General features: G+C 63.9%; 18 protein-coding genes. 5 read left to right on the forward strand and 13 right to left on the reverse strand.

The genetic code is table 11. The annotated features are described in order from the left end of the window. Positions 1-80 precede the first annotated feature (80 nt). Entirely contained in the window at positions 81-1,709 is a 1,629-nt protein-coding gene (locus tag CSQ87_RS02625) for a PucR family transcriptional regulator (RefSeq protein WP_100512321.1), read from the forward strand. A gap of 95 nt (positions 1,710-1,804) precedes the next feature. Here CSQ87_RS02625 and CSQ87_RS02630 read toward each other — a convergent pair whose 3' ends face one another. After that, the gene (locus tag CSQ87_RS02630; protein WP_100512322.1) at positions 1,805-2,203 is read right to left on the reverse strand and encodes a 4'-phosphopantetheinyl transferase superfamily protein; all 399 of its coding nucleotides are present in this window, start codon (positions 2,201-2,203) and stop codon (positions 1,805-1,807) included. A gap of 195 nt (positions 2,204-2,398) precedes the next feature. Here CSQ87_RS02630 and CSQ87_RS02635 point away from each other — a divergent pair, with 195 nt between their 5' ends. Then, a complete protein-coding gene (locus tag CSQ87_RS02635; protein ID WP_100512323.1) occupies positions 2,399-3,493 on the forward strand; it encodes a glycosyltransferase family 2 protein in 1,095 nt (364 codons plus the stop codon). Between the two features lie 8 nt (positions 3,494-3,501). Here the strand turns inward: CSQ87_RS02635 and CSQ87_RS02640 are convergent, their stop codons facing one another. The 3 genes from CSQ87_RS02640 to leuA form a co-directional block, all read right to left on the reverse strand. Then, positions 3,502-6,108, reverse strand: a complete 2,607-nt coding sequence (locus tag CSQ87_RS02640; protein WP_165776707.1) for a S8 family peptidase — start codon at positions 6,106-6,108, stop codon at positions 3,502-3,504. Between the two features lie 361 nt (positions 6,109-6,469). Further along, a complete protein-coding gene (locus tag CSQ87_RS02645; protein WP_100512325.1) occupies positions 6,470-7,813 on the reverse strand; it encodes a hypothetical protein in 1,344 nt (447 codons plus the stop codon). A 354-nt stretch (positions 7,814-8,167) separates the two neighbouring features. Continuing rightward, positions 8,168-10,087 carry a 2-isopropylmalate synthase gene (leuA, locus tag CSQ87_RS02650; RefSeq protein WP_100512326.1) on the reverse strand — a complete coding sequence of 640 codons (1,920 nt, stop codon included), beginning with the start codon at positions 10,085-10,087 and terminating at the stop codon, positions 8,168-8,170. A gap of 230 nt (positions 10,088-10,317) precedes the next feature. On the opposite strand from leuA, the gene CSQ87_RS02655 reads away from it, so the two are divergent. Next, the gene (locus CSQ87_RS02655) at positions 10,318-10,767 is read left to right on the forward strand and encodes an HTH domain-containing protein (protein WP_100512327.1); all 450 of its coding nucleotides are present in this window, start codon (positions 10,318-10,320) and stop codon (positions 10,765-10,767) included. A 365-nt stretch (positions 10,768-11,132) separates the two neighbouring features. Here CSQ87_RS02655 and CSQ87_RS02660 read toward each other — a convergent pair whose 3' ends face one another. Both CSQ87_RS02660 and CSQ87_RS02665 read right to left on the reverse strand, forming a co-directional pair. Continuing rightward, positions 11,133-11,870 carry a LuxR C-terminal-related transcriptional regulator gene (locus CSQ87_RS02660; RefSeq protein WP_100512482.1) on the reverse strand — a complete coding sequence of 246 codons (738 nt, stop codon included), beginning with the start codon at positions 11,868-11,870 and terminating at the stop codon, positions 11,133-11,135. A gap of 171 nt (positions 11,871-12,041) precedes the next feature. After that, positions 12,042-13,418 carry a sensor histidine kinase gene (locus CSQ87_RS02665; protein WP_100512328.1) on the reverse strand — a complete coding sequence of 459 codons (1,377 nt, stop codon included), beginning with the start codon at positions 13,416-13,418 and terminating at the stop codon, positions 12,042-12,044. A 258-nt stretch (positions 13,419-13,676) separates the two neighbouring features. Here CSQ87_RS02665 and CSQ87_RS02670 point away from each other — a divergent pair, with 258 nt between their 5' ends. Then, positions 13,677-15,293 carry a PspC domain-containing protein gene (locus CSQ87_RS02670; RefSeq protein WP_165776708.1) on the forward strand — a complete coding sequence of 539 codons (1,617 nt, stop codon included), beginning with the start codon at positions 13,677-13,679 and terminating at the stop codon, positions 15,291-15,293. 69 nt (positions 15,294-15,362) lie between these two features. Further along, a complete protein-coding gene (locus tag CSQ87_RS02675; protein WP_100512330.1) occupies positions 15,363-16,550 on the forward strand; it encodes a hypothetical protein in 1,188 nt (395 codons plus the stop codon). Positions 16,551-16,687: 137 nt separating this feature from the next. Here the strand turns inward: CSQ87_RS02675 and CSQ87_RS02680 are convergent, their stop codons facing one another. The 7 genes from CSQ87_RS02680 to CSQ87_RS02710 form a co-directional block, all read right to left on the reverse strand. Then, the gene (locus CSQ87_RS02680) at positions 16,688-17,314 is read right to left on the reverse strand and encodes a DUF5701 family protein (RefSeq protein WP_100512331.1); all 627 of its coding nucleotides are present in this window, start codon (positions 17,312-17,314) and stop codon (positions 16,688-16,690) included. Positions 17,315-17,700: 386 nt separating this feature from the next. Then, the gene (locus CSQ87_RS02685; protein ID WP_100512332.1) at positions 17,701-18,771 is read right to left on the reverse strand and encodes an aspartate-semialdehyde dehydrogenase; all 1,071 of its coding nucleotides are present in this window, start codon (positions 18,769-18,771) and stop codon (positions 17,701-17,703) included. Positions 18,772-18,854: 83 nt separating this feature from the next. After that, on the reverse strand, positions 18,855-19,418 hold the full coding sequence (locus CSQ87_RS02690; RefSeq protein WP_165776709.1) for an ACT domain-containing protein: 564 nt from the start codon (positions 19,416-19,418) through the stop codon (positions 18,855-18,857). An 88-nt stretch (positions 19,419-19,506) separates the two neighbouring features. After that, a complete protein-coding gene (locus tag CSQ87_RS02695; RefSeq protein ID WP_100512333.1) occupies positions 19,507-20,271 on the reverse strand; it encodes an aspartate kinase in 765 nt (254 codons plus the stop codon). Between the two features lie 284 nt (positions 20,272-20,555). Continuing rightward, positions 20,556-21,224: a recombination mediator RecR gene (gene recR, locus CSQ87_RS02700; RefSeq protein WP_100512334.1), complete on the reverse strand. Its 669-nt coding sequence runs from the start codon at positions 21,222-21,224 to the stop codon at positions 20,556-20,558. Positions 21,225-21,254: 30 nt separating this feature from the next. Next, positions 21,255-24,401, reverse strand: coding sequence for a DNA polymerase III subunit gamma and tau (locus CSQ87_RS02705; protein ID WP_100512335.1), 3,147 nt, complete (start codon positions 24,399-24,401; stop codon positions 21,255-21,257). Between the two features lie 104 nt (positions 24,402-24,505). Next, positions 24,506-25,525 carry an aminotransferase class IV gene (locus CSQ87_RS02710; protein ID WP_100512336.1) on the reverse strand — a complete coding sequence of 340 codons (1,020 nt, stop codon included), beginning with the start codon at positions 25,523-25,525 and terminating at the stop codon, positions 24,506-24,508. Positions 25,526-25,537: the final 12 nt, after the last annotated feature.

Below are 25,537 nucleotides of genomic sequence, written 5' to 3' on the forward strand. Positions count from 1 at the left end.
CAATACATGATCTAGTCTGATTACAGAACGGAGGCCAGCATCCCCCTCCGTAAACCGACGAGAAAGGCCTCGTACGCCCCATGCACCTGCGAACCATACTGACGGAACTCGATGTCTCCGAACACCTCACCTCGAATGACGCGCTGCTCAGCCGGGATTTCGTCTGTCTGCCGGCCGACGCCGACTCCCCCGAACCCAGCGACGCCGACCACACGGTACTGCTCACCCGGCTCACGGACCTGTCCCATCATGTTGGAGCCCGACACCATTCCGCGATCATCGCCCTGACCGATCAGCCACTGAACCGCGATCAGGACGTTCCTCCGAAAACCACGATCTGCCGTTCCGCACTGCCGTTCAAGGTGGCCCGACAGCGATTCGACCGGCTCGCCCACCTTGCTCCGTCGCTCGACTCCGCCAAGGCACGGCTGTTCGACTCGTTCCAGCGCACCTACAACATCCAGCAATTCGCCCGGGAGGCATATGACGTGATCGGCAATCCGCTGATCGTCACCGATACCGGCAATCGCATCATCGCCACGGCTGGAGATTTCCCCGCCAACCGCCCCGATATCTCCGAACAGCTGAACAAGGGCTACGTGTCTCAATCGGTACATCAGGCGATGCTCGACAACAACATCATCGAAGAGGCCCGCCGCAACCGGTCCGCCACGATTTCGCTGAATACCACGTACGATCAGGAATGGGTGACATCGATCATCTACTACAAGAACCTAGAGATGGGCCGCTTCGACGTGCTGGCCCTCTCACGGAACTTCGGCGCCTACGATCTGGAACTCGTGGAATACGCCGGCGCACTGTCCGGCATCCTGCTCGATCGCATGAACCCCGTATCGTCACAGACCATCTCCAGCGCGGCCATTCTGGAGGATGTGATGAACAACCGATTCATTCACGAATCCGAAGCCATCGAGCGTCTTTCCAACGCCGGATTCGCACCGTCCCCGGCGTACGCCCTCATCATGATCCAGGGCAATCAGAGCTTTGCCACACCTAACTACAACTCCCATATCGGCAGCATTCTTCACACGGTCTTCCCCGAAAGCGTCTGGCTGGTGTACAACGGCTATTTCTTTCTGCTATTGCCGCTCAAACCCAGCGCTTCTGATGGATACGAGTACTACGACATCCTGCATGAGCGTGTGTTGCATGACGGAGTGTTCGCACAGGCACTGCGCAATAATTCACTGCGAGCCTACGTCAGCGATCCGTTCCATCAGATCCTCGAATGCAGGGAACAACTGTATGTGTGCCGCATGCTCAGCCGGGTGATCTTCGACGACGAGCCTATCAGCTTCGCCAAACGTCATCGCGGACATATCATGGCCTACCATTACTCCATTCGGCACGACATCTCCGTGCTGCTCGACAAACGCATCCTGAGGATGTATCAGTACGACAAGCGACGGCACACCTCCTACATCGATACGCTGACCGCTCATCTGCGATTCCCCGGCAATGCCACCAAGGCCGCAGAAAGCCTCAACGTACACCGGAACACATACTTCTACCGTCTGCGCAAATTACAGGAACTCTTCCACATCAATCTCGACGACGGCAAGGATCTGATCGACGTGGCGGTGACGCTTGACATCACCGAACACTTCCCCACAATTTCCAATACCGCACCGAAGATCAATCCTCTGCCGATGGATGATCAACCGCGGAATGGGGGGGGGGGCGAGTAAACCTGCTATCGGAGCCGGAGACAGAGACGCTGTCTGAATGGACAGGATGGAAACCGATCTGACCGGCACCCGATCAGAAGATCGCAAAGACTTGTTTAGCCAAGAAAATCCACGACGGCGGTAGACATCACCAGATCGCCGTCATAGGAAACCGAGACTTCACACGATCTTACGCCGCCCAGTGCGGCAGCCAGATCATCGGCAAGCGAAGCGGTTGGCCAATCGCGCACGAGCTCCACACGAATGTCACGGAACGACAAGGAACGGCCCAGTTGGGCTTCCAACACGACCCTGCGGGTATCATCGATGCGCAGAGTCTTGTACACGGATTCCTTGATCGAAAAGACCTTCGCATAATATCGACGAACGTCATCGGCGCGATCTGCCGCAGCGATCTCATCGATCGTAAACGTTCTACGGATGAACGGATCGGAGTCGTCCAGCGTAATGCCGTCCAAACGGCTCATATTCATAAGGTCGCACCCGATTCGCATGGTTACACCTCTTCTTCCATATCTACCGGCCACCTCATCCGTCCGGCAGAGCCGTACACCTTCCCCTCAAGGGGAAGGCAACGCCATCCGCTCTGTCTGCTTAACTACGGAAGTCTCTACCGTCCGCACACCGGACCGCCGAACCACCGGCATTACGCACGTCGTTTGCCATAGTAGCCCGATACACTGAGGATCATGGTCGATTCTCAGCCCCAACCCGTTCAGCCTTCACAGCCCCAGCCCCGCTCCCGCTCCGACTCACCGCTCGTCTCCGTCATCGTGCCGGTGTACAACGCGCAGCGGTTCCTGCCCTACTGCGTCGACTCGATCCTGCGCCAGTCCTACGCGAATCTGGAGATCATTCTGGTGGACGACGGCGCCACCGACGACTCCCCCGCGATCTGCGACGACTACGCGGCCAGGGACAGCCGCATCGTCGTGATCCATCAGCCCAACGGCGGCATCGCCAAGGCGCAGAACGCCGGGCTCGACGCCGCACACGGCCGCTACCTCGCCTTCGCGGACAACGACGACATCCTCGACTCGCGCAACATCGAGATCCTGCTGCATGCGCTCGAATCCACCGGCGCGAGCATGAGCAAGGGCCGCTGGAGCCAGTTCGGCGTCTCCCGGCTGGACGAGGTGGCCGATCTGGCCCGCCTCGGCGCGGCCGACCCCGAAACCGTGACGGTGTTCCGCAATCCGCTGCGCGCGTATCAGAGCGTGTTCTGCAAGAGCCTGCGATTGCTGCTCGACGCGATGGGCCGGCACGGCGAGGCCCGGTATTTCAACGAGGCGAACTGGTGCCGCCTGTACCGGCGCGAGCTGTGGGACGGCGTGCGGTTCCCCGAGGGCATGTACGCGCAGGACGTGATGGTGGCCGGCGAACTGTATTCGCGCATGGACAAGGTGGCCGACGTGAATGCGGTGCTGTATCACTGGCTGCAGTCCGGCGAATCGGTGACGCATTCGCAGCGCAGTCTCGGCTTCTACCACGACAACGTGCTGGCAGGTCTGACGAATTTCGATCACGCGATGGCGAACGGCGTGACCCCGGCGCGCAGCTACTACACGATGACCGAGCAGCTGCGCGAGGCGGAGCAGGCGTACGGCCGCGGAGACGCAGCCGGATCCGACGCCGACACCCGTCTGCTGGCTGACGACCGCGCTCAGGTTCGCAAGGCCATCAGGCGGCTGACGGTGTGTCAGCGTCTGCGGTGCCGCGTGCTGGCCGCGGCCCGATATGCGGAGAAGCTGGTCTACGACCGGCGGATCAAATCCATGCGGTAGCTGGTCGGTCACCGACGCCCGGCTCGACCCCGCAGAAAGACCGCTCCCGCACCGACCGCCACCAGCAGCAGGCAGGTGCCGAAGGCCCACGCCACGTCGCTGCCCGTGCGGGACAGGGCCGACGCCCCGCCCGACTGGTTCGCGCTGCCGGACGCATCAGTCTCCACTTCCGTCCGGTTCGGGGACGGGGTCGGGGTGATCTCGATGCTCTCGTATCCCCCGTTCGCACCGGACGCCGACGAAGTCTGACCGTTCGACGAGCCGTCCGATCCGGACTGGCCCGACTGACCGATCTGCCCGTTCGCCCCGCCCTGACCGGACTGACCGGACTGCGACTGTCCGTCGGAGGTCCCGCCCTGATTGCCGGAAGAGGTATTGTCCGACGTATTGCCGGACTGACTTCCGTCGCCGAGATCACGGGTCACCGCGGCGATCGCATTGACCAGACCGGCGCCGCGATACTCCTTGCCATCGTCCGGCTTGACCAGATGGTCGTAAAAGTAGCCGGCCTGCTTCTTCAGCAGCGCGGTGATCTGATCGACCGTGTACGTCGGATGCTCGGCGCGCAACAGCGACACCACACCGGTCACCAAGGGGGTAGACAGTGACGTTCCGCTCAGGTAGGCGTAGCCGGACGAATCAGCGTACGGATACCATGAGGGCACGGTCGAGTAGATTCCTGAACCGGGGGCCGTCACAGTGATCGAAGTCTTGCCGTAGTTGGAGTAGGAGGCTCGAGTCAAGGTCTGTACATCGGCCGCGTCTACAGGATCGGAGGCGGAGACGACGATCACTCCGGGCAGCATCGACGGCATCTGGATCTCACCGGACGACGGGGGGTTATCCAGATCGGTGTCGTGGTTGTGCGCGGCGGCCACGATGGTGACGTTGCTGGACTGCGCGTAGGCGACGGCCCGCTTGGTCACCTCGACGGAGGCCGTCTGCGTCGCGTCCCCGGGGTTCCACCACGAGCCCCACGAGGTCATGCCGTAACTGTTGTTGGCCACGGCGAAATGATGGTCGGCGGCCCAGACCAGACCGCAGACCGCATATTCGGGGTAGACCCAGTCGTAGTCGTTGGTCACGCGCACCGAGGCCAGACGAGCCTTCGGGTTCACGCCGTCGATGCCGATGCCGTTATGGGCGGCGGCGATCAGACCGGCCACATGCGTGCCGTGCGCGTACACGGTCTGCCAGTCGTCGTACTGCGTGGCGGGGGCAGTGGAGGTGGGCGCGCCGGCCGACTTCTGGTCGGCGATGCCGTTGACCTGGCAGCTCACCGAAAGGTCGGGGTCCACCTGTCCCTTGAGATCGGCATGGGTGGTGTCGATGCCGCTGTCGAGCACGCCGACCGTGACCTTGAAGCGGTCGGCGTTGGTGTTGCCGACGGTGGTGTTCTCGATGGTTTCGACGGCCTTGTCGGCGCCGATCGCCCGCTGCGCCCAATTCTGGTCGGAGGCTTCCGCTGCCCCCTGGACGGCGGAGGAGCCGCCGGATGACTGGGAAGCAGTGGACTGACTGTTGGTGGATTGGGTGGATTGGGTGGACTGGGCGGACTGGGCGGACTGGACGGCCGATGACTGGCTGGCCGATTCGACCGCGAGACTGTGGCCGGAAACGTCCTGGGTGACGCGATTGCCGTCCTGATTCTGCTTGTTTCCCCGCAGGGAGTAGGCCTGCACCGACACGTTCTCCTCGCCGGTCACCGGGGTGCGGCGGGTCGGTCCCACAGAGTCGAGCGCGATGCCGGCGGCCTTGGCCTTGGCGGCGAAGTGTTTGGCGAACGAGCCGTCCGTGGACTGGACGAACAGGGAGCCGAACTGATCGTAACGGGTCAGCACGGTGGCGCCCAGCGATTCGGCGAGATCGGCGGCCGGCTTGGTGCTGACGGACTGGGACTGCTGGACGGCCCCGGAGTTTGACGCTGACTGGGACTGTGCTGTCGACTGGGACTGTGGCACGGTCAGGTTGATGACGTAGTTGCGGGGGGAATCGTCCTCATACGAGGGAGATACCGTCGGCGACGACTGGGAGGACGACGAAGTAACGTCCGATGCTTTGACGGAGATCGAGGATACGGGCTGGACGCCGGACGCGGCGGATGAGGAACCGGCGGCTAAGGAACCGGCTGCTGCGGAATCCGTGGCGATGCCCGCCGAGGCCGAACCGGTGAGGCCTGCGACTGCGGACTTCCCTGACCCCTCAGATGATGTGGCGACGGATGCGCCGGATCTCTGCGCAGAGGTCGCCGATCGGCGGTTCGGATCGGTGCTCGTCGTTGCCGACCGTGCTGCCTGACTGGGCTGTGCCGACTGACTGGGCTGTGCCGACTGAGCAGATTGTGCCGAACGGTCCGACTGTGTTGAATGGTCAGACGGTGACTGAGACTGCGATGATGCGGTCTGCCGGGAGGACTGCGAATCCCGCGCGGACGAGGAAGCATTCGACGATGCGGAAGAGGCCGTTGCGATCTGCGACGACGAGGCCGGCAGCGCAGTGACGACCGGATTCGCAGTGGCAACCGGCTGCGCGGCTACGGCGAACGAACCCGGTATGGCGATCACGCCGACGCCCATGGCCGTCGCTACGATCGTGGTCACCAGTCTTCGAGCCAAACCTCGCATATGTGCCTTCCCCTTCCCGTCTGTTGCCAGCATACCCGCTGCACTGTTCACACCGAGAAAAACTTTCGCACCTCCACACACCATTTGGATTCCGTCGAAACCGGCGGCGGGCGATGGCTCAATGACATTTGGCCGGAGAGCCGGTTTTTGGCAAATCCAAGCTTGAAGAGACCATATTCGATGCCTTCAAACTTGGTCTTGCCAAAAACCGTAAGGAGGAAGGTCTAAATCCCTCCGCAGCTGATGGACCACAATGAGACGACCCCGCCAAAGCGGGGCCGCAGGTTGCTGGCTTCGGGCCGCCAGTAATGACGGCCTTCCGCAGAAGCCTGATTGAAGGCAGTGCCTTCAATTACAGGCTTCTCCAGGCGACGCCTTCGCCCTTCCAGCCGGCGCGCTGCACGGCCACGTACTCGCCGTAGCTGGTGGTGTACACGTGTTCGCCGCTGTGACGGTTGTACAGACGGTACACCTTGGTGCCGGCGTTCGGATTCACCGTCCACGCGGTGCCTTCGCCCCTCCAGCCGAGGCGCACGAGCATGTCGTGCTCGGCCTTGTTCATCGTCCAGTTGTGGTTGCCGTTGTTGCGGTTGTACTCGCGGTACACCGGGGAGCCGATGCGGGCAGCGTTGAACGAGACGCCCTCGTCACGCCAGCCAAGGCGCACGAGCATGTTCTTCTCGGAGGCGTTCGTGGTGTAGTGGTGCAGACCGGAACGACGGTTGTACACGCGGTACACCGGCACCTTGGTCACCGCCAGATCGGAGACGGTCACGTTGTAGTTCAGCGGCGGGATCGTGCCGTAGATGTCCGAAGCCACCTGCAGGTAGTACGTGCCGGCGCCCAGACTCAGCGTGGCGGACTTGCCGGTCTGGTTGAGGTACCACTGGCAGAGGCCCACCTGCGCGAGGTTCGAGCGGTACAGTCGGGCGGTCCACTTGCTCAGATCCCTGCTGTCGTATCGCTGGGAATGGAACGCCAACTCCACCTTGGTGGTCTTGGTCAGCGTGAACCGGTACCAGTCCTGCTCGCCGTTACCGGTGTTCGCCCACGAGGAGGCGTTCGTGGTACGGCCAAGGGTCAGCACGTCGGCGGCGGCGCGGCTGTTGTTCCATTCGGTCTCCCAGTTGGCGTTGACGCTGTAGCTCACCTTGAACGTGGTGGTGGCGCTGCCCCTCGAGAACGTAGCGAACTTGAGGTAATAGGTGCCGGGGGCGAGGCCCTGCTGACCGAGGGAGGTCTTGCTGCGATCGGCGATCGGATCCTTGGAGATCACCCGGTTGGCGCTGTCGATCAGCTCCGGCGAGCTGAATCGGTCGGTGGAATTCGCCAGCGGCGAGTACGTGACGTTCACCACGCCCTGCTTCGGCACCGAGAACTTGTACCAGTAGTCGGGCGAGTACTGGCCGTCGTTGCGCTTGATCGTGTAGGTCTTGTTCACCGCCACGGCAGCGGCATGGGCCTTGCTGAGGTTGGTCGCCGCGGAGGCACCGCCGGCAACCTGCTCATCCTGCTGGGTCTGGGCGGACTGGGTCTGTGCCTGCTCGGTCTGTGCCTGCTCGGTCTGTGCCGGAGCCGACTCGGACGGCGCGGCCTCGGCGGCCGACGCGAACGACACCGGAATAATCATGCTGGCCGAAGCAAGGGCCGCAATGCCCAGCTTCCCCCATCGACCAAACATATGCTGACGCTTCATCAGAACCTTCTTTCTTCATCTCACCCGATATCCGCTGCGGGCAACGCCCCTATCTTCCCACGTCCTCTCCCCTACCCGACGTCAATCCCGATACTTGGCCAGCCCGATCACGACACGCCGATCGGAGTGGCCGATCGTGAACGGTCAGGCCAAATTACCGTCTTCGTGAACGGTTCGGCCAACTCCCCGCGAACGGTCAGGCCAAGTATCAGATCCCAGACCAGATACGATCGGGGATGACCGAACACGACCAGATACACCCGATATACGAAAAAACGGTGGTCCGACACCGTGTGATGTCGGACCACCGTAATGAGATGACCGGCGAAGGCCCCGGCCCTCAGCCCTCAGCCCTTACCGCTCGGAGCGGTTGATGGCGGAGATGATGGCCTTCAGCGAGCTCGTGGTGATCGAGGAGTCGATGCCGACGCCCCAGATCACGCGGGTCTCCGGCTTGTCGCCGATCTCGCACTCCACGTAGGAGGCGGCCATGGCGTCGGTGCCGGCGGTCATGGCGTGCTCCACGTAGTCCATCACGGACACGTCAATGCCCAGCGCGCTGATCGCGTTGAGGAACGCGGCGATCGGACCGTTGCCGATGCCGGACAGCTGACGCTCCACCGGCTCGGAGTCCTTATCGGTGCCGCGATCCAGCACGGTGGCCTTGAGCACGGTGTCGGAACCGTCCTCACCGGAGGAGACCGAAACCTTGAGGAGCTTGAGGCGACCCCACTGCTCCAGCGTCTCGTCGTTGGTGTCGCCCACGACCTTGCCGGCCTCGGTCACGCCGCCGGACTCCACGGGCAGGTACTCGTCCTTGAACAGGCGCCAGATGTCCTCGTCCTTGACTTCCTTCTTGGTGTCGTCGGCGTACTTCTGCACGATCTTGTCGAACTCGATCTGCAGACGCTTCGGCAGGTCGAGATTATGGTTGGTCTTCAGCAGGTAGGCCATGCCGCCCTTGCCGGACTGCGAGTTCACGCGGATGATCGCCTCGTAGGAGCGGCCGATGTCCTTCGGGTCGATCGGCAGGTACGGCACCAGCCACACGAACTTGCTCAGGTCGGCGCCGGCGCGGTCGGCGGCCATCTGACGGGCCTCGAGACCCTTCTTGATGGCGTCCTGATGCGAACCGGAGAACGCGGTGAACACGAAGTTGCCGGCGTACGGGTGGCGCTCGGAGATCTTGATCTGGTTGCAGTATTCGACCGTCTTGCGGATCTCCGGCACGTTGGAGAAGTCGATCTGCGGGTCCACGCCCTGCGTGAGCAGGTTCAGGCCCAGCGTGACGAGATCGACGTTGCCGGTGCGCTCGCCGTTGCCGAGCAGGCAGCCCTCGACGCGGTCGGCGCCAGCCAGCACGCCCAGCTCGGTGGCGGCCACGCCCATGCCCTCGTCGTTGTGCGGGTGGAGGGAGAGCACGATCGCGTCGCGGTTCTTCAGATGGGTGGAGACGTACTCCACCTCGTCGGCGAACACGTTCGGCGTGGTCATTTCCACGGTGGCCGGCAGGTTGATGATCATCGGGTGGTCGACGGTCGGCTTGATCACGTCGATCACCGCGTTGCACACCTCGACGGCGTACTCCGGCTCGGTGCCGGTGAACGATTCGGGGCTGTACTCGTAGTAGAGGTCGATGCCCTCGGCCTCGCCTTCGAGATCCTTGCACAGTTCGGCGGCGTCGGTGGCGAGCTTCTTGATCTCGGCGCGGTTCTTGCGGAACACGACCTCGCGCTGCAGCACGGAAACCGAGTTGTAGAAGTGGACGATCGCGCGCTTGGCGCCCTTGAGCGCCTCGTAGGTGCGGCGGATCAGGTGCTCGCGGCACTGGGTGAGCACCACGATGGTCACGTCATCGGGGATGAGCTCACGCTCGATGAGCATGCGGATGAAGTCGAAGTCGGTTTCCGAAGCGGACGGGAAGCCCACCTCGATCTCCTTGTAGCCCATGGAGACGAGCAGGTTCCAGAAGCGCAGCTTGCGCTCGGAGTCCATCGGGTTGACCAGCGCCTGGTTGCCGTCTCGAAGATCGACGGAACACCAGCGCGGGGCGCGCTTGAAGGTCTTGTTCGGCCAGGTGCGCTCAGGGAAGCTGAACGGCACCTGAAGGTCGTAGGCCGCGTACTTGTTGTACGGCATCTTGCTCGGCTTCTGCGGGGAGCCGATGAATCGTGCGGGAGGCAGCAGCGGGTCGTTGTTCCCTCCGTTGGATGCCGCAGCCGCAGCTGCAAGATCGAATACCGAATCGACGTCGGGGTTGTGATCCTGGCCCATACTTCCTCCTTTTCCATACAGTCTGCGCACGCGGATTGTCTCGGTTCGCGCAGGTCGGCGCAGTTCGCGCCCATATCGTATTCCTCAGTCCCGGCAGGCCACGGATCGCGGCCATCAGGGGCAACTCCCACAGTTTACAAGCCGGTAACAACAGAAACACCCCGACGGTCAAAACCCGTCGGGGGCTGTATAGTCGTGAGGCTCCGGAGCACAATCAGGGAAGGAATATCATGCCGGAACATCATGATGACAATATCATCAAGGATATTGAACCCATGGCAACAGTCAGTCTGGAGGATCTGATCGCCCGAGCCATGCAAGAGGGCTTTACCGTGGAATCGCTATGCCTGATCGCAGGAATCACCGATCAGGCAACAATTCACCGTTTGGAGACCTTGGATTTCTCAGGTCTCGATCAGGAAACCCTTAATCGAATCAACTATGTACTGTCAGAACTGTACATGCATGACTTCGATAGTGAGCTCTATCTCATCGACATAGTCGAAACACTGCACACCATGTTCCGCATCCCTGTCGAAGCTATCGCAGCATACACGGGATTTACCACGAAACAATTGGAATCACCTTCCGCAATGTCGCATGAAGCTGGTAACAATTCCCATTCTGTAATCAAGTTGCTCAACTTGTTCACCACCGCAGTCCGAGAAAAACTCCACTAGGATTCCTAGCGCTACCTTTTACGTTGGCCTTAGCGGTCACTGCGGCATCAGGTATTTCTACAACTCCTTCAGAAACGCGATCAAGGGGCGAGTAAAGGCCATAAGGGGCAATACCGGATATCTGTCCGGAAAACTCAAGGTAATCGGTTACACCCCTTGTACAGTCAATCAGCATTTTGTCGTATGAGACCATACCGACCAACAACAGAAACACCCCGACGGCCAAAACCCGTTTGATGCGCGACAGTCAATCGCTCGTCCGACGGAAGAGGCCGCGTCTTTGCCTTCCCCTTTGAAGGGGAAGGTGGCCGGCGAAGCCGGACAGATGAGGTGGGATGAGATGCTGCTTCGCCCCTGTCTATCGCTCACACGATGCGGCGGTGGGCGGCCCAGCGGGCGAGTTCGCCGCGGTTGGAAAGCTGGAGCTTGCGTAGCACCTTGGAGACGTGGGTCTCCACGGTCTTGATGGAGATGAACAGTTCGGCGGCCACCTCCTTGTACGAGTAGCCGCGGGCGATGAGTCGCATCACCTCCTGTTCGCGGGGACTGAGCACATCGATGTCGATGTCGTCGTCCAGATCACCGTCGAGATCGGGGGCGGCATCCGGCGCCGCAACGGTCGGGACCGGGGCCGGAGCCGCAGCCGGCCGCGCCGGTCCGAGTGCATTGAGCACGAACCCGGCCAGCTTGGGGCTGAACACCGCGTAACCGTCCGCCACCTGTCGGATCGACGCCACCAGATCGTCGGCGGTGATGGTCTTGGTCACGTAGCCGCGGGCTCCGGCACGAATCACCGCGCCCACATCCACCGGGGCGTCGGAAACCGACAGGGCCAGATACAGCGTGCGCGGCGCCGCGGCCACGCTGCGCAGGATGATCTCCGAGCCGCCGCCGCCTTCGCCGCCCGGCACATGCACGTCGAGCAGCACCACGTCGGGCTGGGTGTCGGCGATCATCGCCACGGCACCCTCGACGTCGCCGGCCTGGCCGACGATCTCAAAATCGGGAGCCACCGCGTTCAACGTACTGATCACGCCCGCCCGAAACAGGTCATGATCGTCCACCACGCCGATGCGCACCGTTTTCTTCGCTGTATCCGCCATCATCACACTTCCCCATTATGCCCGTATCCGGTCAAAACCCGAGTTGTGAGGCTTTGATCCGCGATCCGACCATTCACGCCCACGGAAAATCAACGTTTTCAGCACCTCGAAACGCCGTTTCGCCGAACCCAAGCCTCACAACTCGCCATTTAGTTGCCATGTAGTCGACTTTCAGTCTCCCATCGGCTGGGTCAGGCGCACTTCAGTGCCCCAACCGGGCCGGGAGACGATCTGTGCAGTGCCTCCGGCGCGTTTCATGCGCCCCAGTATCGATTCCCGGACGCCGAGATGCCCTGCCGGCAGCCGGTTCGCGTCGAATCCGCCGCCATGATCGCGGACGAACACCTGCAACCGACCGCCGCTCACCTCCATATAGACGGCGATCGGAGGAGCGCCATGCTTGGCCGCATTGGTCATGGATTCGGCGGCCGCGTCGAGCAGCGAGGCGAAATCCGGACGATACGGGCACTCTCCCACGGTCACCACTTCGATCGGCTGCTCGTAGGAATCCTCCACCTGGGCGGCCACCCGCTTGAGCACGCGGGAGAACGGTTCGGCGGTCTGGCCACCGACCGAGGCGGACGAAGGCGCGGCAGTGCGTGACGCTGCTGATTGCGACGCCGCGGGTCTCGGATCCACCGATTGGGATACCCCCGATTGCGACGCCGCCGGCCGCGACTCAGCGACGTTCACCCCCGCCGATCTTAGACCACCGGATTCCTCCCGGTCCTCCGCCAAACCGGCACCGCCCGGCTGACGCGAATGCGCCACGGCCTCCGGATCGCCATACAGCCACTCGCGCAGATCACGTTCCTGCGAGCGGGCCAGCGCCGCCACCTTCTTCGGATCGTTGGCCTGCAGCTGGATCAGCGCCAGGGTCTGCAGCACCGAATCATGCAATCGGGAGGCGATGTCGGCACGAAGCTCCTCGCGGGCGGTCCGAGCCCGCTGCATGCCCAGATCGGACACCAGACTGATCCACCATGGCGCGACGATCAGCCCCACCGTCACCAGCATGACCAGTCCGGCGAGCGCGCCGATGAGCAGCACGCCGATGCTGGAAAACAGCGAGAACATCACGAGCACGCCGAACAGCGTCAGCCCGATGCTGCAGGCGGTGAGCACAAAGGTCGACCGGCTGGTATGCACTTCGGGATGCAGTCGGTCGTCCATGATGAAGCTCATCAGGGTCCATCCGATCGTCACGCCGACGAAGACCATGGCCATGCCGAGCACCAGTTCCTCGGGCAGTCCCATGATCGACCCCCATATGGCCAGTCCGATGGCCAGCACGCAGACCAATCCGACGACCGTGCCCGCGGCGGCCGGCCTGACGGCTCGTCCCCGCTGGGCCTGTTGGGCGCGGCTGGCGGCGTCGACCAGCGAATCCAAGGTGGTGCGACGCAGCGGGGAGTCGAATGCGGGCGCGCTCCCCGCGCTCCCCCGATCGCCGCCGGTCCCCGCCTTCCCCGCAATCGGCTCGGACGCCGGATCAGACGTCGGCTCACCGTACGGCATATTCGGCGTATGCGGCGTATGCGTCATCATGTCTCCCTTCGTTGCCTCCACCCTAGCAACCGGAACCGGGTCCGACTCGGGGATTAGGGGACACCCAGACACGAATCAGGGTTCTTTCAGGGTGTTCCCCCATAGCGACGAAAGGCCGATTGCGGTGGAATGGAATCATCAGGAAACACACGTCCCGCCGGCCGACCCCGTGATCATGACGATCCGCAACGAGCATCGCGATCACGGCCACGGCATCCCCGCGGCACGTATAGCACGTATAGGAAAGGAAGACGTACGATGACGAGCACTTCAGGCGGCCCGCAGTATCAGGGCCCGCAAAACCCGTATACGCCACAGTCCGGCAACCCCGGCCAGCCCTACCGGCAGCCGTCCCAGCCGCAACGCCCGGCGCTCGGGTCCGAATTCTTTAATTGGATCCGCTCGCTGAACTTCTACCGCAGCACCGACCGCTGGGTGGGCGGTGTCTCCGGCGCGATCGCCAACCGCATCGGCTGGGATCCGCTGATCATCCGCATCATCTGGTTCGCGTTCTTCTGCGCGGCCGGCTTCGGCGCCCTGCTCTATGGTCTGGCCTGGATGCTGCTGCCCGACGAGCGTGACGGCACGATCCTGCTGGAGGAGGCCATCACCCACGGCCGGTTTCCGGCGGCGTTCTGGCTGTCGGCGCTGATGATGCTGATCGGATGCCCGGGCAGCGTGTTCGCCGTGCCGTTCATCTCGATCCCGGTGTTCATCGCACTGATCGTGGCGGCGATCATTCTGTATAACCGCGATCAGAACCGGCGCAACGCCACGAACCCCGGTAACCCCGGTCAGTCGGGGTTCGGCGGCCCCGGCAATCCCGGCGACCCCCGCCAGCCCTACGGCCCGAGTGCCCCGAACGGCCCGCAATCCGCCGCTTCACAACCCAACCAGCCGACCGGAACCGGAACGCAGCCCAACCAGCCCGGCAACGGCCAGCCCGGCCAGCCCTACAACCCGTTCCGCACCCAGACGCCGAACAACGGCCCGACCTTCTACGCCGGTCCGCAGCGCATGCGTCCCGTGCCGCCGGCCGTGGTCTACCGCCGCAAGCCGGCCGGCCCGGTGGTGGTGGGCATCGCCTCCGGTCTGATCCTGCTGTCGCTGGCCGCGCTGATCGCCATGATCGCGTTCGGCTTCATCCCCGGCGAGGTGTCGATCGTCACCCTGATCGCGGTGTGGATCCTCGGCATCACGCTGGCGCTCGGCCTGCTTACGATCGTCCTGGGATTCGTGGGACGCAAAACCGGCGGCCTGATCCCGATCACCATCGTGGCGATCATCGCCTCGCTGTGCGCCTACGCCGTGCTGCCCTCCGTCAACCACGCGGGCGCGACCATCGACTCCGTCACCAACAGCACCTACGTCAACGCACTGCATTCCGAAAGCCGCACGTACCACTCCTCCGACTGGGAGCAGCTGGTCGACGGCGGTCTCAAGGTGGTGAACTCCACGGTCACGATCGACCTGCGCGACTGGGACAGCCGTGACTGGAGCAACGCCAGCCCGGAGACCGGCCTGAACTACTCCTCGAAGGACTACCGCGGCTGCCCGGTCGGCGAGCTCGATCTCGAGGCGGTGAACTCCACGGTCACGCTGCTGACGCCCAAGGGATGCGCGACCGGCTTCGGCGACATCAATCAGGCGTTCAGCCAGCTCAATCTGGAGGATTCGAATGGCACGCGGTACAGCACCAGCGACTCGGTCGTCATCGACCGCAACGGCGATTCGGTGTACAGCTGGGATTCGCGATACGAGAACATCGCCGACAAGTCCGCGTACATCGACGGCGAGCTGGTGTTCTCCACCGTCACCGTGCAGCGCGAGGTCTCCGGGGACTCGAGTTCCAGCTCGAACCCGTACACCAGCTGAGACGGCCGAACCGGCTAGACGGACGCATAACGACGAATACGACAACATGACGATGGAAGCGAGACGATCATGAACCAGAAGAACGACGACAGCATCCGCGCCACCGCGGACGATTTCACCGACACCGTAGCGCTGGAACAGCGAGGTGCGACTACAGCCGCGACCGCGGCCGCGAACCTGACGGACAAAACGGCGGGTGAGCCGACGGGTGGATCCCCGACCGGTTCGGAGGATCTGACGGCCACGCAGCCGCTCAGCACGACGAATGATCAGTCGACCGATACGGTACCGATCAGCACCAACGACGCCGACACCGTGGCGTTCCCGGAGATCGCCGCGTACAAGGCCCTGTCCGAGGCGCCGACCCAGACGCTGTATCCGGAGCGGATCAAGGCGCAGACCGCGCAGACGGTGACCATGCCTCCGTTGGACGATACCGACGATAAGGCCGACGGCGGCAATGAAGACGGCAATGAAGACGGCAACGGCGACGCCACCGTGCCGATGCCACTGACACCGATGCCACTGACGATGGCCGATCTGACGGACGACAAGAAGACGGACGAGGCCGAGCCGCAGCAGCCGATCGCCTATGCCGAACCGGTGACGCCGATCACGTCGGCAACACCGACCCCGCAGCCGGATGATCAGGACGATCAGAAGGCGACTGCCGATGCTGCCGAACACCACGACGCGACCGACGCGGACGCCCGTCAGCGGGAGGCATGGGACCAGCAGCAGAGCGCGGCCCAGGAGTACGCGGACGAGGCGAAGCGCAACAGCTATCCCGGATCCGGCGCCGCGTATCAGCAGACGACCGGCGCCGGCACCCCGTACGCCAACTACCCCGGCTGGAACCAGTACGCGCCGAACATGGCCGGAGCCGGTGCGCATGGCCCGGCCGGCATGGGACCGGGTATGGGCGCCGGCATGCCGATGGGTGCGGGAGCCGCCGCGGCCGGTATGCCTATGCAGCCGCCCGCCCCCGCCATCGAGTACAAGACCGGCCCGAACGCCCCCACCATCGTCTGGGGCGTGATCGTCGCGCTCGTGGCGGTCGCCGGACTCGCCGGGGCGTGGATGTTCGGCACCAGCCCCACGTCATGGTCGGTGATGCTGATTCTGGTGCTGGTGGTACTCGGCATGGTGCTGGTGATCGGCGGCGTGGCCGCGGCCTTCCGCAGGCCGGACCGGCGTGCTGCCGATCGCAAGGTCGACCGCAAGACCTCTGCCGGAAGCAAGCGCAGCGGCAAGTAGGCAACGGTCATAGGCAACGGATAGCCCCAGTAAGCGCAAGGCCTCCGTCGCGACTTCGGATGATCGCGACGGAGGCCTTGTCATGACCGTCAACGGCAACGGCCGTCACCGGTAAGTGGCCGTCACATAAATGGCCGTCACATGTAATGGAACAGGGAGACGCCCCGGCGGGCCATGCAGTAGGCGTTGCCCAGCCAGGTGTGCTTGCTGGTGGGCCATACTGCGCCGAGACGCGGCGCGTTCTGGCTCATCCAGATACTCGGCACGCGGCCGTCCGCGCTGCGGGAGCCGAGCAGATTGAAGCCGTTCTTGCGCACCAGCCAGTCCGGATGCTGGGTGGCGATGGCCAGTCCCTCCTCGAGGGTGAGGGGCAGACGACCGTCGGATTCCACCAGTTTGCGGGCGATGTCCGGTTCGCGATTGGTGTACTTGGTACCGGTATGCGGATCGATCACCACGTAGAACGGTCCCTCGGGCGGCTCGAAACCGTCCTGCGGCAGGAAGCTGGCGATGTCACGCGGCGGCATGGTGGTGAAACCGGCCATGCGGTTGATGCTGGTTCGGGAGATCAGCGACTCCGGGGAGACGAGCTCTCGGGTCGGCACCAGAAGAATGTTCGAGCCCAGATCGGACTGCTCCAAAGCGGTGATGATCGGCGTGGCCAGCGCACGGAAGGCGGCGGCCGAAAGATCGGCGACGTCCGGGTAACCGAGCGCTACGATTCGGTCGAGCTGCTTTTGCGCTTCGCGAGATGCTTCAGACATGCCTACCAGTATTCCCACCGATAGTGACAAAGGAACCGTGGCCAGGAGCCGAGCGGATGGTGGCGAAAACGACAAAGGGGCTTTCCGAATGCCATCGGAAAGCCCCTGAACATGGGGGATTACAGGCCCCTCATCAGTCAGCTACGCTGACAGCTTCCCCCATAATGGGGGAAGCCAAGACGTGCAACCGTTGGGACGTGTTGCTTGCTCCCGCTGGCGGGAGCTGTCAGCGTAGCTGACTGAGGGTGGTCGAACCACGCAATCTCGACCACCCCCAGTCTGCCGGCCGGCAGACAGCCCCGACATCTTATGCGACGTGCGCCCGGCAGGGGCGCACTGCTACGAACAGTCCACTGGACTGTTCGTCCAGCGGGGACGGAGGTACATCAGAGCTGATCGCCGAAATGCTTCTTCGCCACGATCTCGGCGAGCTCGATGGCGTTGAGGGCGGCACCCTTGCGCAGGTTGTCGTTGGTGATGAACATCGACAGGCCCTTCTTGCCGTCGACGGCCTGATCCTGACGGATGCGGCCGACGAAGCTCGGATCCTTGCCGGCGGCGAGCTGCGGGGTGGGGATGTCGTCGAGCACGACGCCCGGAGCCTTGGCGAGCACCGCACGGGCCTCGTCCGGAGTCACGTCCTTCTCGAACTCGGCGTTGATGCTCATGCCGTGGGCGGTGAACACGCCGATGCGCACGCAGGTGCAGCTGGCCTTGAGCTCGGGCAGGTGCAGGATCTTGCGGCTCTCGTTGCGCAGCTTCTGCTCCTCGTCGGTCTCCTCGCTGCCATCGTCCACGATCGCGCCGATGAACGGCACGGCGTTGAAGGCGATGGTGCGCACGACCTTGGTCGGCTCGGGGAAGTCGATGGCGGAACCGTCGAACACGAGCTTGTCGGCGCCCTGCTCGATGGCGGCCTTGGCCTCGTTCATCAGCTGCAGCACGCCGGCGCGGCCCGCACCGGACACGGCCTGGTAGGAGCTGACGATCAGGCGCTTGAGGCCGAACTCGTCGGAAAGGGCCTTCATGGCCGGCATGCAGGCCATGGTGGTGCAGTTCGGGTTGGCGATGATGCGATCCGGAACCTCGTCCAGATCCTCAGGGTTCACCTCGGCGACGACCAGCGGCACGTTGTCGTGCATACGCCACTGGGAGGAGTTGTCGATCACGTAGGCGCCGGCCTCGGCGAACTTCGGAGCCCACACCTTGGAGGTGCCGCCGCCGGCGGAGAAGACGGCGATGTCGATGCCGGAGAGATCGGCCTTGGCCACGTCCTCCACCACGATGTCATGGCCGCGCCAGTTGAGCACGGTGCCCGCGGAGTGCGCGGACGCCATGAAACGCAGGTCCTTCACGGGGAAGTCGCGCTCGTCGAGGATGCGACGCATGACCATGCCGACCTGGCCGGTGGCGCCGAGAACCGCTACGTTGACGCCCTTATCGTTGATTTGCACCATTTCAGTGTCCTTTTGTTGTTCCGAACAGTTCCCAAATGTGATTCAGATGGATTCAGCTGCGATCCGTGCCGAAGGCCGTACGGTCAGCGGCCGGTGCCGCCGTACACCACGGCCTCCACCTGATCGGAATCCAGCTTGAAGGCGGTGTGGATGGCCCGCACGGCGTCGTTGAGATCGTTCAGCGGCACCATGGCGGAAATGCGGATCTCGGAGGTCGAGATCATCAGCACGTTGATGCCCTTCTCACTCAGCGCGTGGAAGAACGTGGCGGCGATGCCGGAGTGGGTCTTCATGCCGACGCCCACAAGCGCGACCTTGCCGACCTCCTTGTTCACGTCCACGGTCTCGTAGCCCAGCTCAGCCTTCTTCTCGGCGAGCACCTGCTCGATCTTGTGCAGCTCGGCCTCGGAGGCGGTGAACGAGATGTCGGCGGTGCCGGTGGAGGCGGCCGCCTGCACGATCATGTCCACGTTCACGCCGGCCTCGGCGAGGCTGGTGAACACGGAGGCGCACACGCCCGGACGGTCGGGGATGCGACGCAGGGTCACCTGCGCCTCGGTGCGGTCGTGCGCGATGCCGGAAACGACCGGATCTTCGGGGCCGAGATCGGGGAAGAGATCACCCATGGACTGCGATTCGTTGCTCATTGTTTCACCTTTGGGATTGGTCTGGTTGGTTGACGTTGACTGACGGTACTGACTTGGACTTGACGGTTGATCGGATTCGCCGACTCGCCTACTGCAGGTTCGGGATGCTGCGCGGATCCACGCCGTCGGGCAGCACCAGCGTGCCGGGACGGTGGGAGAAGGAGCTGCGCACATGCAGCGGCATCTTGAACCGCTCGGCGTACTCCACGCAGCGCAGGGCCAGCACCTTGGAGCCGCAGGCCGCCATCTCCAGAATCGCCTCGTAGCTGATCGCGGGGATGCGACGGGCGGTGGGCACGATACGCGGATCGGCGGTGAAGATGCCGTCGACGTCGGTATAGATCTCGCACACGTCGGCGTCGAGCGCCACAGCCAGCGCCACGGCGGAGGTGTCGGAGCCGCCGCGGCCGAGCGTGGTGGCGTCGCCCTTGGAGTTGATGCCCTGGAAGCCGGCCACGATGGCCACGTCGCCGCGGTCGAGCACGGCCTTCACGCGCGCGGGCTTCACGGCCTTGATGTGCGCGGCGCCGTAGCGGGTGTCGGTGAGGAAGCCGGCCTGCTGGCCGGTGAACGAACTGGCGTGGGAGCCGGCCGCGTGGATGGCCATGGCCAGCAGGCTCATCGAGATGCGCTCGCCTGCGGTCATGAGCATGTCCATCTCGCGCTCGGGCGGATACGGATCGATGTCCTTGGCCTGATCGATCAGATCGTCGGTGGTGTCTCCCATGGCGGAGACGACCACGGCCACATCGTTGCCCTTCTTCTTGGTGTCGATGATGCGACGGGCCACGCGCTTGATGGAATCGGTGTCGGCCACCGACGAACCGCCGAATTTCTGAACGATGAGTGCCACTTCAATCCAATCTCGTGTCGTGCTGCGGCGGACTCTCCCCCGCCGCGCAAGTAGTCCACTACTCTACGCAAACGGCAAGATTATAAGGGCGCGAACATTGCGAAAACCCTTCATCGCCAGCATTTGGACATCCCGTGGACACTGCGGCCGACGGCTGGTCGGGGGCCAACCGCATGTCAATCGATCTACCCGCCATCGGTACGGCTGTCATCGGTACGGCAGCCAATAGGCACGTCAACCATCGGTATCAGCCGGTCCGCGTGATCTCCCCGCACCCGAACGGCCTACGCCTCCCGACGACCGGCGAGGGCCCTGCCGAGGGTGATCTCGTCGGCGTATTCGAGATCGCCGCCGACCGGCAGACCGCTGGCGAGTCGGGTCACCTTCACGCCGCACGGGGCGATCAGCCGGGCCAGATACGTGGTGGTGGCCTCGCCCTCGATGTTCGGGTTCAGTGCGAGGATGACCTCCCGCACGTCCTCGACGCCCTGCGCGGCACCCTGCGCATCCACCGAATCCGCCGAACCGGCCGCATCAGAAACCGACTGCGGGGAAAGCCGTCTGAGCAGCTTGGGAATGTTGAGATCCTGCGGCCCGACGTTGGCCATCGGGTTGATCGCCCCGCCGAGCACATGGTAGACGCCGCGGAACTCGCGGGTGCGTTCGATGCTCATCACGTCCTTGGGCTCCTGCACCACGCAGATGATGGTGTGGTCGCGACGGGGGTCCGCGCAAATCGGGCAGGGACTGGTCTCGCACACGTTGCCGCAGACGTCGCAGAACCGCACGCGGGCCTTCACCTCGGCGATCGCGTCGGCCAGCTCCCGCGCCTCGGCCTCGTCGGCGCCGAGCAGGTAGAACGCGATGCGCTGCGCGCCCTTCGGCCCGATGCCGGGAAGCCGGGCGAACGCATCGATGAGATTCTGGATCGCCCCGTCATACGCCAATGCCATGGCACGTCCTTTCCGTTGCCTTCAGTCGTCTCAGTTCTGGGATTCCTTGTCCTTCTGCCGTTTCGCCGCGATGTTGCGCGGATTGTTCGGATCGTCGGCGGCAAGATCCTCCACGGCCTTGACGTCGAACATCCGCTTGAGCTCCTCCACGTCGAGCGCGGTGTCGGAGCCGAGCGCGGCGTCGTCCATCGAATAGTCGTCGTCCTCCGGATCGACCTGCGGCGTCGGCAGACCGGGGCCGGCGGCGTTTACGCCAAAGCCCGCGTTGACCCCGGCCGGACCGGCACCGTTCGCGGTCTGGCCGTGGGCGAATCGTTCGCGGGCCGTCGGGTCGAAATGCCGTTGAGGATGCGCCGGATGATCAGGCTGGGCGGACGGCTGCGGCTGGGTCTGACCGGGCTGGGTCTGGCCATGCGTCTGACCGGGCCATGACTGACCGGACTGTGACTGACCGGACCATGACTGGTCCGGCTGGTTCATCCTGCCTGCGGCCTCCCACCCGGTCGGTTCGGACTGTGCGGAATGGGCCTGTACAGACTGTGCCTGCGCGTTCTGTGCGGCGACGCGGCCGGCCACCTGCCACGGATCGGTATCGTCGAAACCGGCGTCCGGGAAATCGACCGGAGCACCCGACGGCGATCCGACGGAAGGCCCGGCAGACGATGCGGCAGATGATCGAGTCGGTGCCGGGGCCGTCTGCTGCCACGGATCATCGATCGGATCGGCGGAAGAAGCGCCCGGCGTACCGACGGACGGTGATCCGGAATTCGTCGTCGCGGTAGCGGACGACGAAGCCGCGGAGGGGACGGTCGACGGGACGGGAACCGCCCACGGATCCTCGTCGTCGCTGAGGTCCGGCACGGCCACATGCTTGCCGTGATGCGGCTCGTCCGGTCCGTCATGACGATGCCCCATGTGACGTTCCGACTGCTGGGAAAGATCCTGATACGGCTGGACGTCCGACGTACCGGGCAGGGCCCACGGGTCCTGCTGATCCGACTGATCCTGCAGAGTCAGCCGATCCGACTGGCCCGGACGATAATCCTGCTGAACCTGCGAGCCGCCTCGGTCGGAGTCCGCGTCGGCATCCGAGGATCCTGCGGATCCGTCGGCCGAATCGGAGCCGGAGCCCTCCGTCGAATCCGCGGACTTCGATGCGGTCGCGGGCCTGACCATCGCGGACAGGGAGCCGAAACTCTCCTGCAGCACCTGCGACTTGATCCGCTGCTGCTCATCCGCGGGCAGCTTGCTCAACGGGGGTGCGATCTGTCCGTCGGCCATCTTCTCAGTCGGGGCGAGCGCGACCTCGGGTCCGAACACCTGATGGGTGCGGGCGCGCAGGATGTCGACCACCTTGGTGGTGCCGTCCACGCTTTCGGAAGCCACACCCAGCGCGAAGGCGTACTTGTTCAACGCGTTGGCGAACTTGATCCACAGACGCATACGGCTGGTTTTCGGATCTGGCGACAGGTGTACGCGCGGCACGCGGTCACGGCTCACGTACTGACGTACATCGTCCGGCAGGGAGGTGACCAGCGCATCCCACTTTTCGTCGGGGGTGCGGGAATCGTCGGCGTGGCCGGACTGCGGAGTCTGAGCCGACTGGGAAATCTGTGCGGGCTGGGGAGTCTGTGCGGGCTGAGACTGCGGTGCCGACTGCGTAGCCGGTGCCGACTGCGTAGCCGAGTTCGACTGTGCGGCCGGGGACGCTGATACGGCTGACGATTCGTCATCGACCGGCCATCCGGAGGACTGGACCGGCTGGGACTGATTCGGCTGGGTTTGGGACGATTGGGACTGGCCGGCGGAAGCGGCCGACGGCGTCGACGTCTGCCGGCGTCCCGCGAATCCGCTGGTTTGCTTCTGCCCGACCTCACCGTTCCGACCAGCGTCGCTATGCCGACCGGCATTGCGGCGGGCGCCGGCGAATCCGTGCACACCCGACTGTCCGGCCTGCTGACCACCCTGGGCCTGACCACCCTGGGTGTTGGCGGCCGATGAACCCGACGACGCGGATCCGTCACCCACGGCGGGCATGCCGACACCCTCCGACGGCGCAGCGGCAGCCAGCGCGCTCTGCGGCACCAGCAGTCTGGCGGCCAGCAGCTCCAGTCGCATGCGAGGCGACGTGGCGCCGCTCATCGAACCAAGCGCATCGTTGATGATGTCGGCGATCGACGTCAAACGGGCGAGGCCCAGCTCACCGGCCTGACGCCTGAGATCATCCAGATCCTCGGCCTCGGCGTCGTCGTTCAGCACGGACTCCGCGCGCTCGCCGGCGATATTGAGGACCAGCAGGTCACGCACGCGCGACAGCAGATCCTCCACGAACCTACGGGGGTCAAATCCGCCGACCACCACCTTCTGTACCACGCCATACAGCTTCTCGCCGTCAGCATCGATCACCGCGTCAATGGCGTCTCTGATCAGCGCATCGGGGGTGAAGCCCAGCAGCGCCACGGAGGCGTCATGGGTGATCACGCCGTCCACCGCGCCGACCATCAGCTGGTCGAGCACGGAAAGCGTGTCTCGCATCGAACCGCCGCCCGCGCGCATCGCCAGCTTCAGTACACCCGGCTCGGGCTTGATGCCCTCCTTGTCGCAGATCTTCTCCAGATACGGGCCCATGATCTCCGGCGGCACAAGGCGGAACGGGTAATGGTGGGTGCGCGAGCGGATGGTGCCGATCACCTTCTCCGGCTCGGTGGTGGCGAAGATGAACATCACATGGTCCGGCGGCTCCTCCACGATCTTCAGCAACGCGTTGAAGCCCTGCTGCGTAACCATGTGCGCCTCATCGAGAATGAAGATCTTGTAGCGGTCGCGGGCGGGGGCGAATCCGGCGCGCTCGCGCAGTTCGCGGGCGTCATCCACGCCGTTGTGCGACGCGGCGTCGATCTCCACCACGTCGATGGAACCGGGACCGCCAGTGGCGAGATCCCTACAGCTTTCGCACTCGCCACACGGATGCGAGGTCGGACCCTTCGCGCAGTTGACGCAACGAGCCAGAATGCGCGCGGAGCTGGTCTTGCCGCAGCCGCGCGGACCGGAGAACAGATAGGCGTGCGTGAGCTTGCCCTCGTCGAGGGCGCGGGAAAGCGGAACGGTGACCTGATCCTGCCCGATGACACCGTCGAAGGTGTCGGGGCGGTACCTTCTATAGAGTGCAAGAGCCATAACCCAGTCCTAACCTCAATCCCTTGGAAAACCAACACACCACGACAACCAAACCATCACGCAGCTGTTCAGCCCTCGCGCCCGATGCATCGCGCTCGCATCGCCTAGCGACATTCCACCTTACTATGCGCCGTGGCCGTGGTAGCTACGATACCGGGCACGCTGCGATACCGGGCACGCAAGGCCTCGGCGAACCGCGTCGAGCGGAACCGATGCGCACCGATGCTTGCCACAGGCCACACGCCCATCAGCGCATTCGTGACGAAGCATTCGTCAAACCCGTGCAGCTCATCCGGCATGATATGCGCCTCCTCCACGTCGACGCCAAGCGCCGGAGCACCTTCGGCGATCACCCAGTCGCGCAGCGTTCCCGGCAGCAGACCGCAGTCTTTGGCCGGGGTCATCAGAGAAAAGCCACAAAACTCGGTATCCGGATTTTTGCCGCCATGGCGCACGAAAAATATATTCGCATTCGTGGTTTCGCTGATTTCGCTACGGGAATTCAGCATGACGGCACCGTCGTATCCGTGGATTTTCGCGATTTTCGTCTCCAGTATGTTGTCACCCTGGTTCAGAGTTTTGTGGCTTGTCAGCGGCGAAGTCTCGTTGCGCCGCACGCCGCTCCACGTCAGGCGCATGGCGTCGCTCGGGTCGCGTCGCTCATACGGGTTGGCGCGAGTGGAAAACGATAGGTTTCGCGCGGAAACCATGATCTTGAGCACCGTGTCGGCGGAGTGGCCGGCCCCGATGCGGTTTCCGATTCCCGCACCCTCCCTGTTCCTGCCGTCGGATACATGACGGCGTTCGTCGTCGAGCGTCGATCGCAGCACAAGGTCGGCGAGCCCGGCCATCGACGCATATTCACGCCCTTCGGATTGCACGAGCTGCCGCACCGCCGCCGTGGCCTTCGCGAAGGGGACGGCGGTTCCTCTCGCGAAGAGGCCGCCGGCGATGGCACTTCCGTCGATGCCCAGAAACCGCAGTCCTGCGGCCAGTCGCCGCATATGCCGATCGAACAGCAGCGGTCGCCCGTCATGCACGGCGATGGTCTCGAACATGCCCAGACCGAACTGGTAGCCCTCGTCCAGATGCAACAGACTCTCCGCTCTTTTCGCTTGCACCATGTCAGCCGCTCC

The organism is Bifidobacterium simiarum (genome assembly GCF_002802905.1).
GTDB lineage: Bacteria > Actinomycetota > Actinomycetes > Actinomycetales > Bifidobacteriaceae > Galliscardovia > Galliscardovia simiarum.

Bases quoted from the DNA above. Each gene is read 5' to 3' on its own strand.
- leuA (WP_100512326.1), bottom strand. From the start codon at position 10,087: ATGGGCCAGGATCACAACCCCGACGTCGATTCGGTATTCGATCTTGCA.
- recR (WP_100512334.1), bottom strand. From the start codon at position 21,224: ATGGCATTGGCGTATGACGGGGCGATCCAGAATCTCATCGATGCGTTC.
- CSQ87_RS02660 (WP_100512482.1), bottom strand. From the start codon at position 11,870: ATGGCGGATACAGCGAAGAAAACGGTGCGCATCGGCGTGGTGGACGAT.
- CSQ87_RS02645 (WP_100512325.1), bottom strand. From the start codon at position 7,813: ATGAAGCGTCAGCATATGTTTGGTCGATGGGGGAAGCTGGGCATTGCG.
- CSQ87_RS02710 (WP_100512336.1), bottom strand. From the start codon at position 25,525: ATGGTGCAAGCGAAAAGAGCGGAGAGTCTGTTGCATCTGGACGAGGGC.
- CSQ87_RS02625 (WP_100512321.1), top strand. From the start codon at position 81: ATGCACCTGCGAACCATACTGACGGAACTCGATGTCTCCGAACACCTC.
- CSQ87_RS02705 (WP_100512335.1), bottom strand. From the start codon at position 24,401: ATGGCTCTTGCACTCTATAGAAGGTACCGCCCCGACACCTTCGACGGT.
- CSQ87_RS02685 (WP_100512332.1), bottom strand. From the start codon at position 18,771: ATGGTGCAAATCAACGATAAGGGCGTCAACGTAGCGGTTCTCGGCGCC.
- CSQ87_RS02635 (WP_100512323.1), top strand. From the start codon at position 2,399: ATGGTCGATTCTCAGCCCCAACCCGTTCAGCCTTCACAGCCCCAGCCC.
- CSQ87_RS02655 (WP_100512327.1), top strand. From the start codon at position 10,318: ATGCCGGAACATCATGATGACAATATCATCAAGGATATTGAACCCATG.
- CSQ87_RS02665 (WP_100512328.1), bottom strand. From the start codon at position 13,418: ATGATGACGCATACGCCGCATACGCCGAATATGCCGTACGGTGAGCCG.
- CSQ87_RS02690 (WP_165776709.1), bottom strand. From the start codon at position 19,418: ATGAGCAACGAATCGCAGTCCATGGGTGATCTCTTCCCCGATCTCGGC.
- CSQ87_RS02675 (WP_100512330.1), top strand. From the start codon at position 15,363: ATGAACCAGAAGAACGACGACAGCATCCGCGCCACCGCGGACGATTTC.
- CSQ87_RS02630 (WP_100512322.1), bottom strand. From the start codon at position 2,203: ATGCGAATCGGGTGCGACCTTATGAATATGAGCCGTTTGGACGGCATT.
- CSQ87_RS02680 (WP_100512331.1), bottom strand. From the start codon at position 17,314: ATGTCTGAAGCATCTCGCGAAGCGCAAAAGCAGCTCGACCGAATCGTA.
- CSQ87_RS02670 (WP_165776708.1), top strand. From the start codon at position 13,677: ATGACGAGCACTTCAGGCGGCCCGCAGTATCAGGGCCCGCAAAACCCG.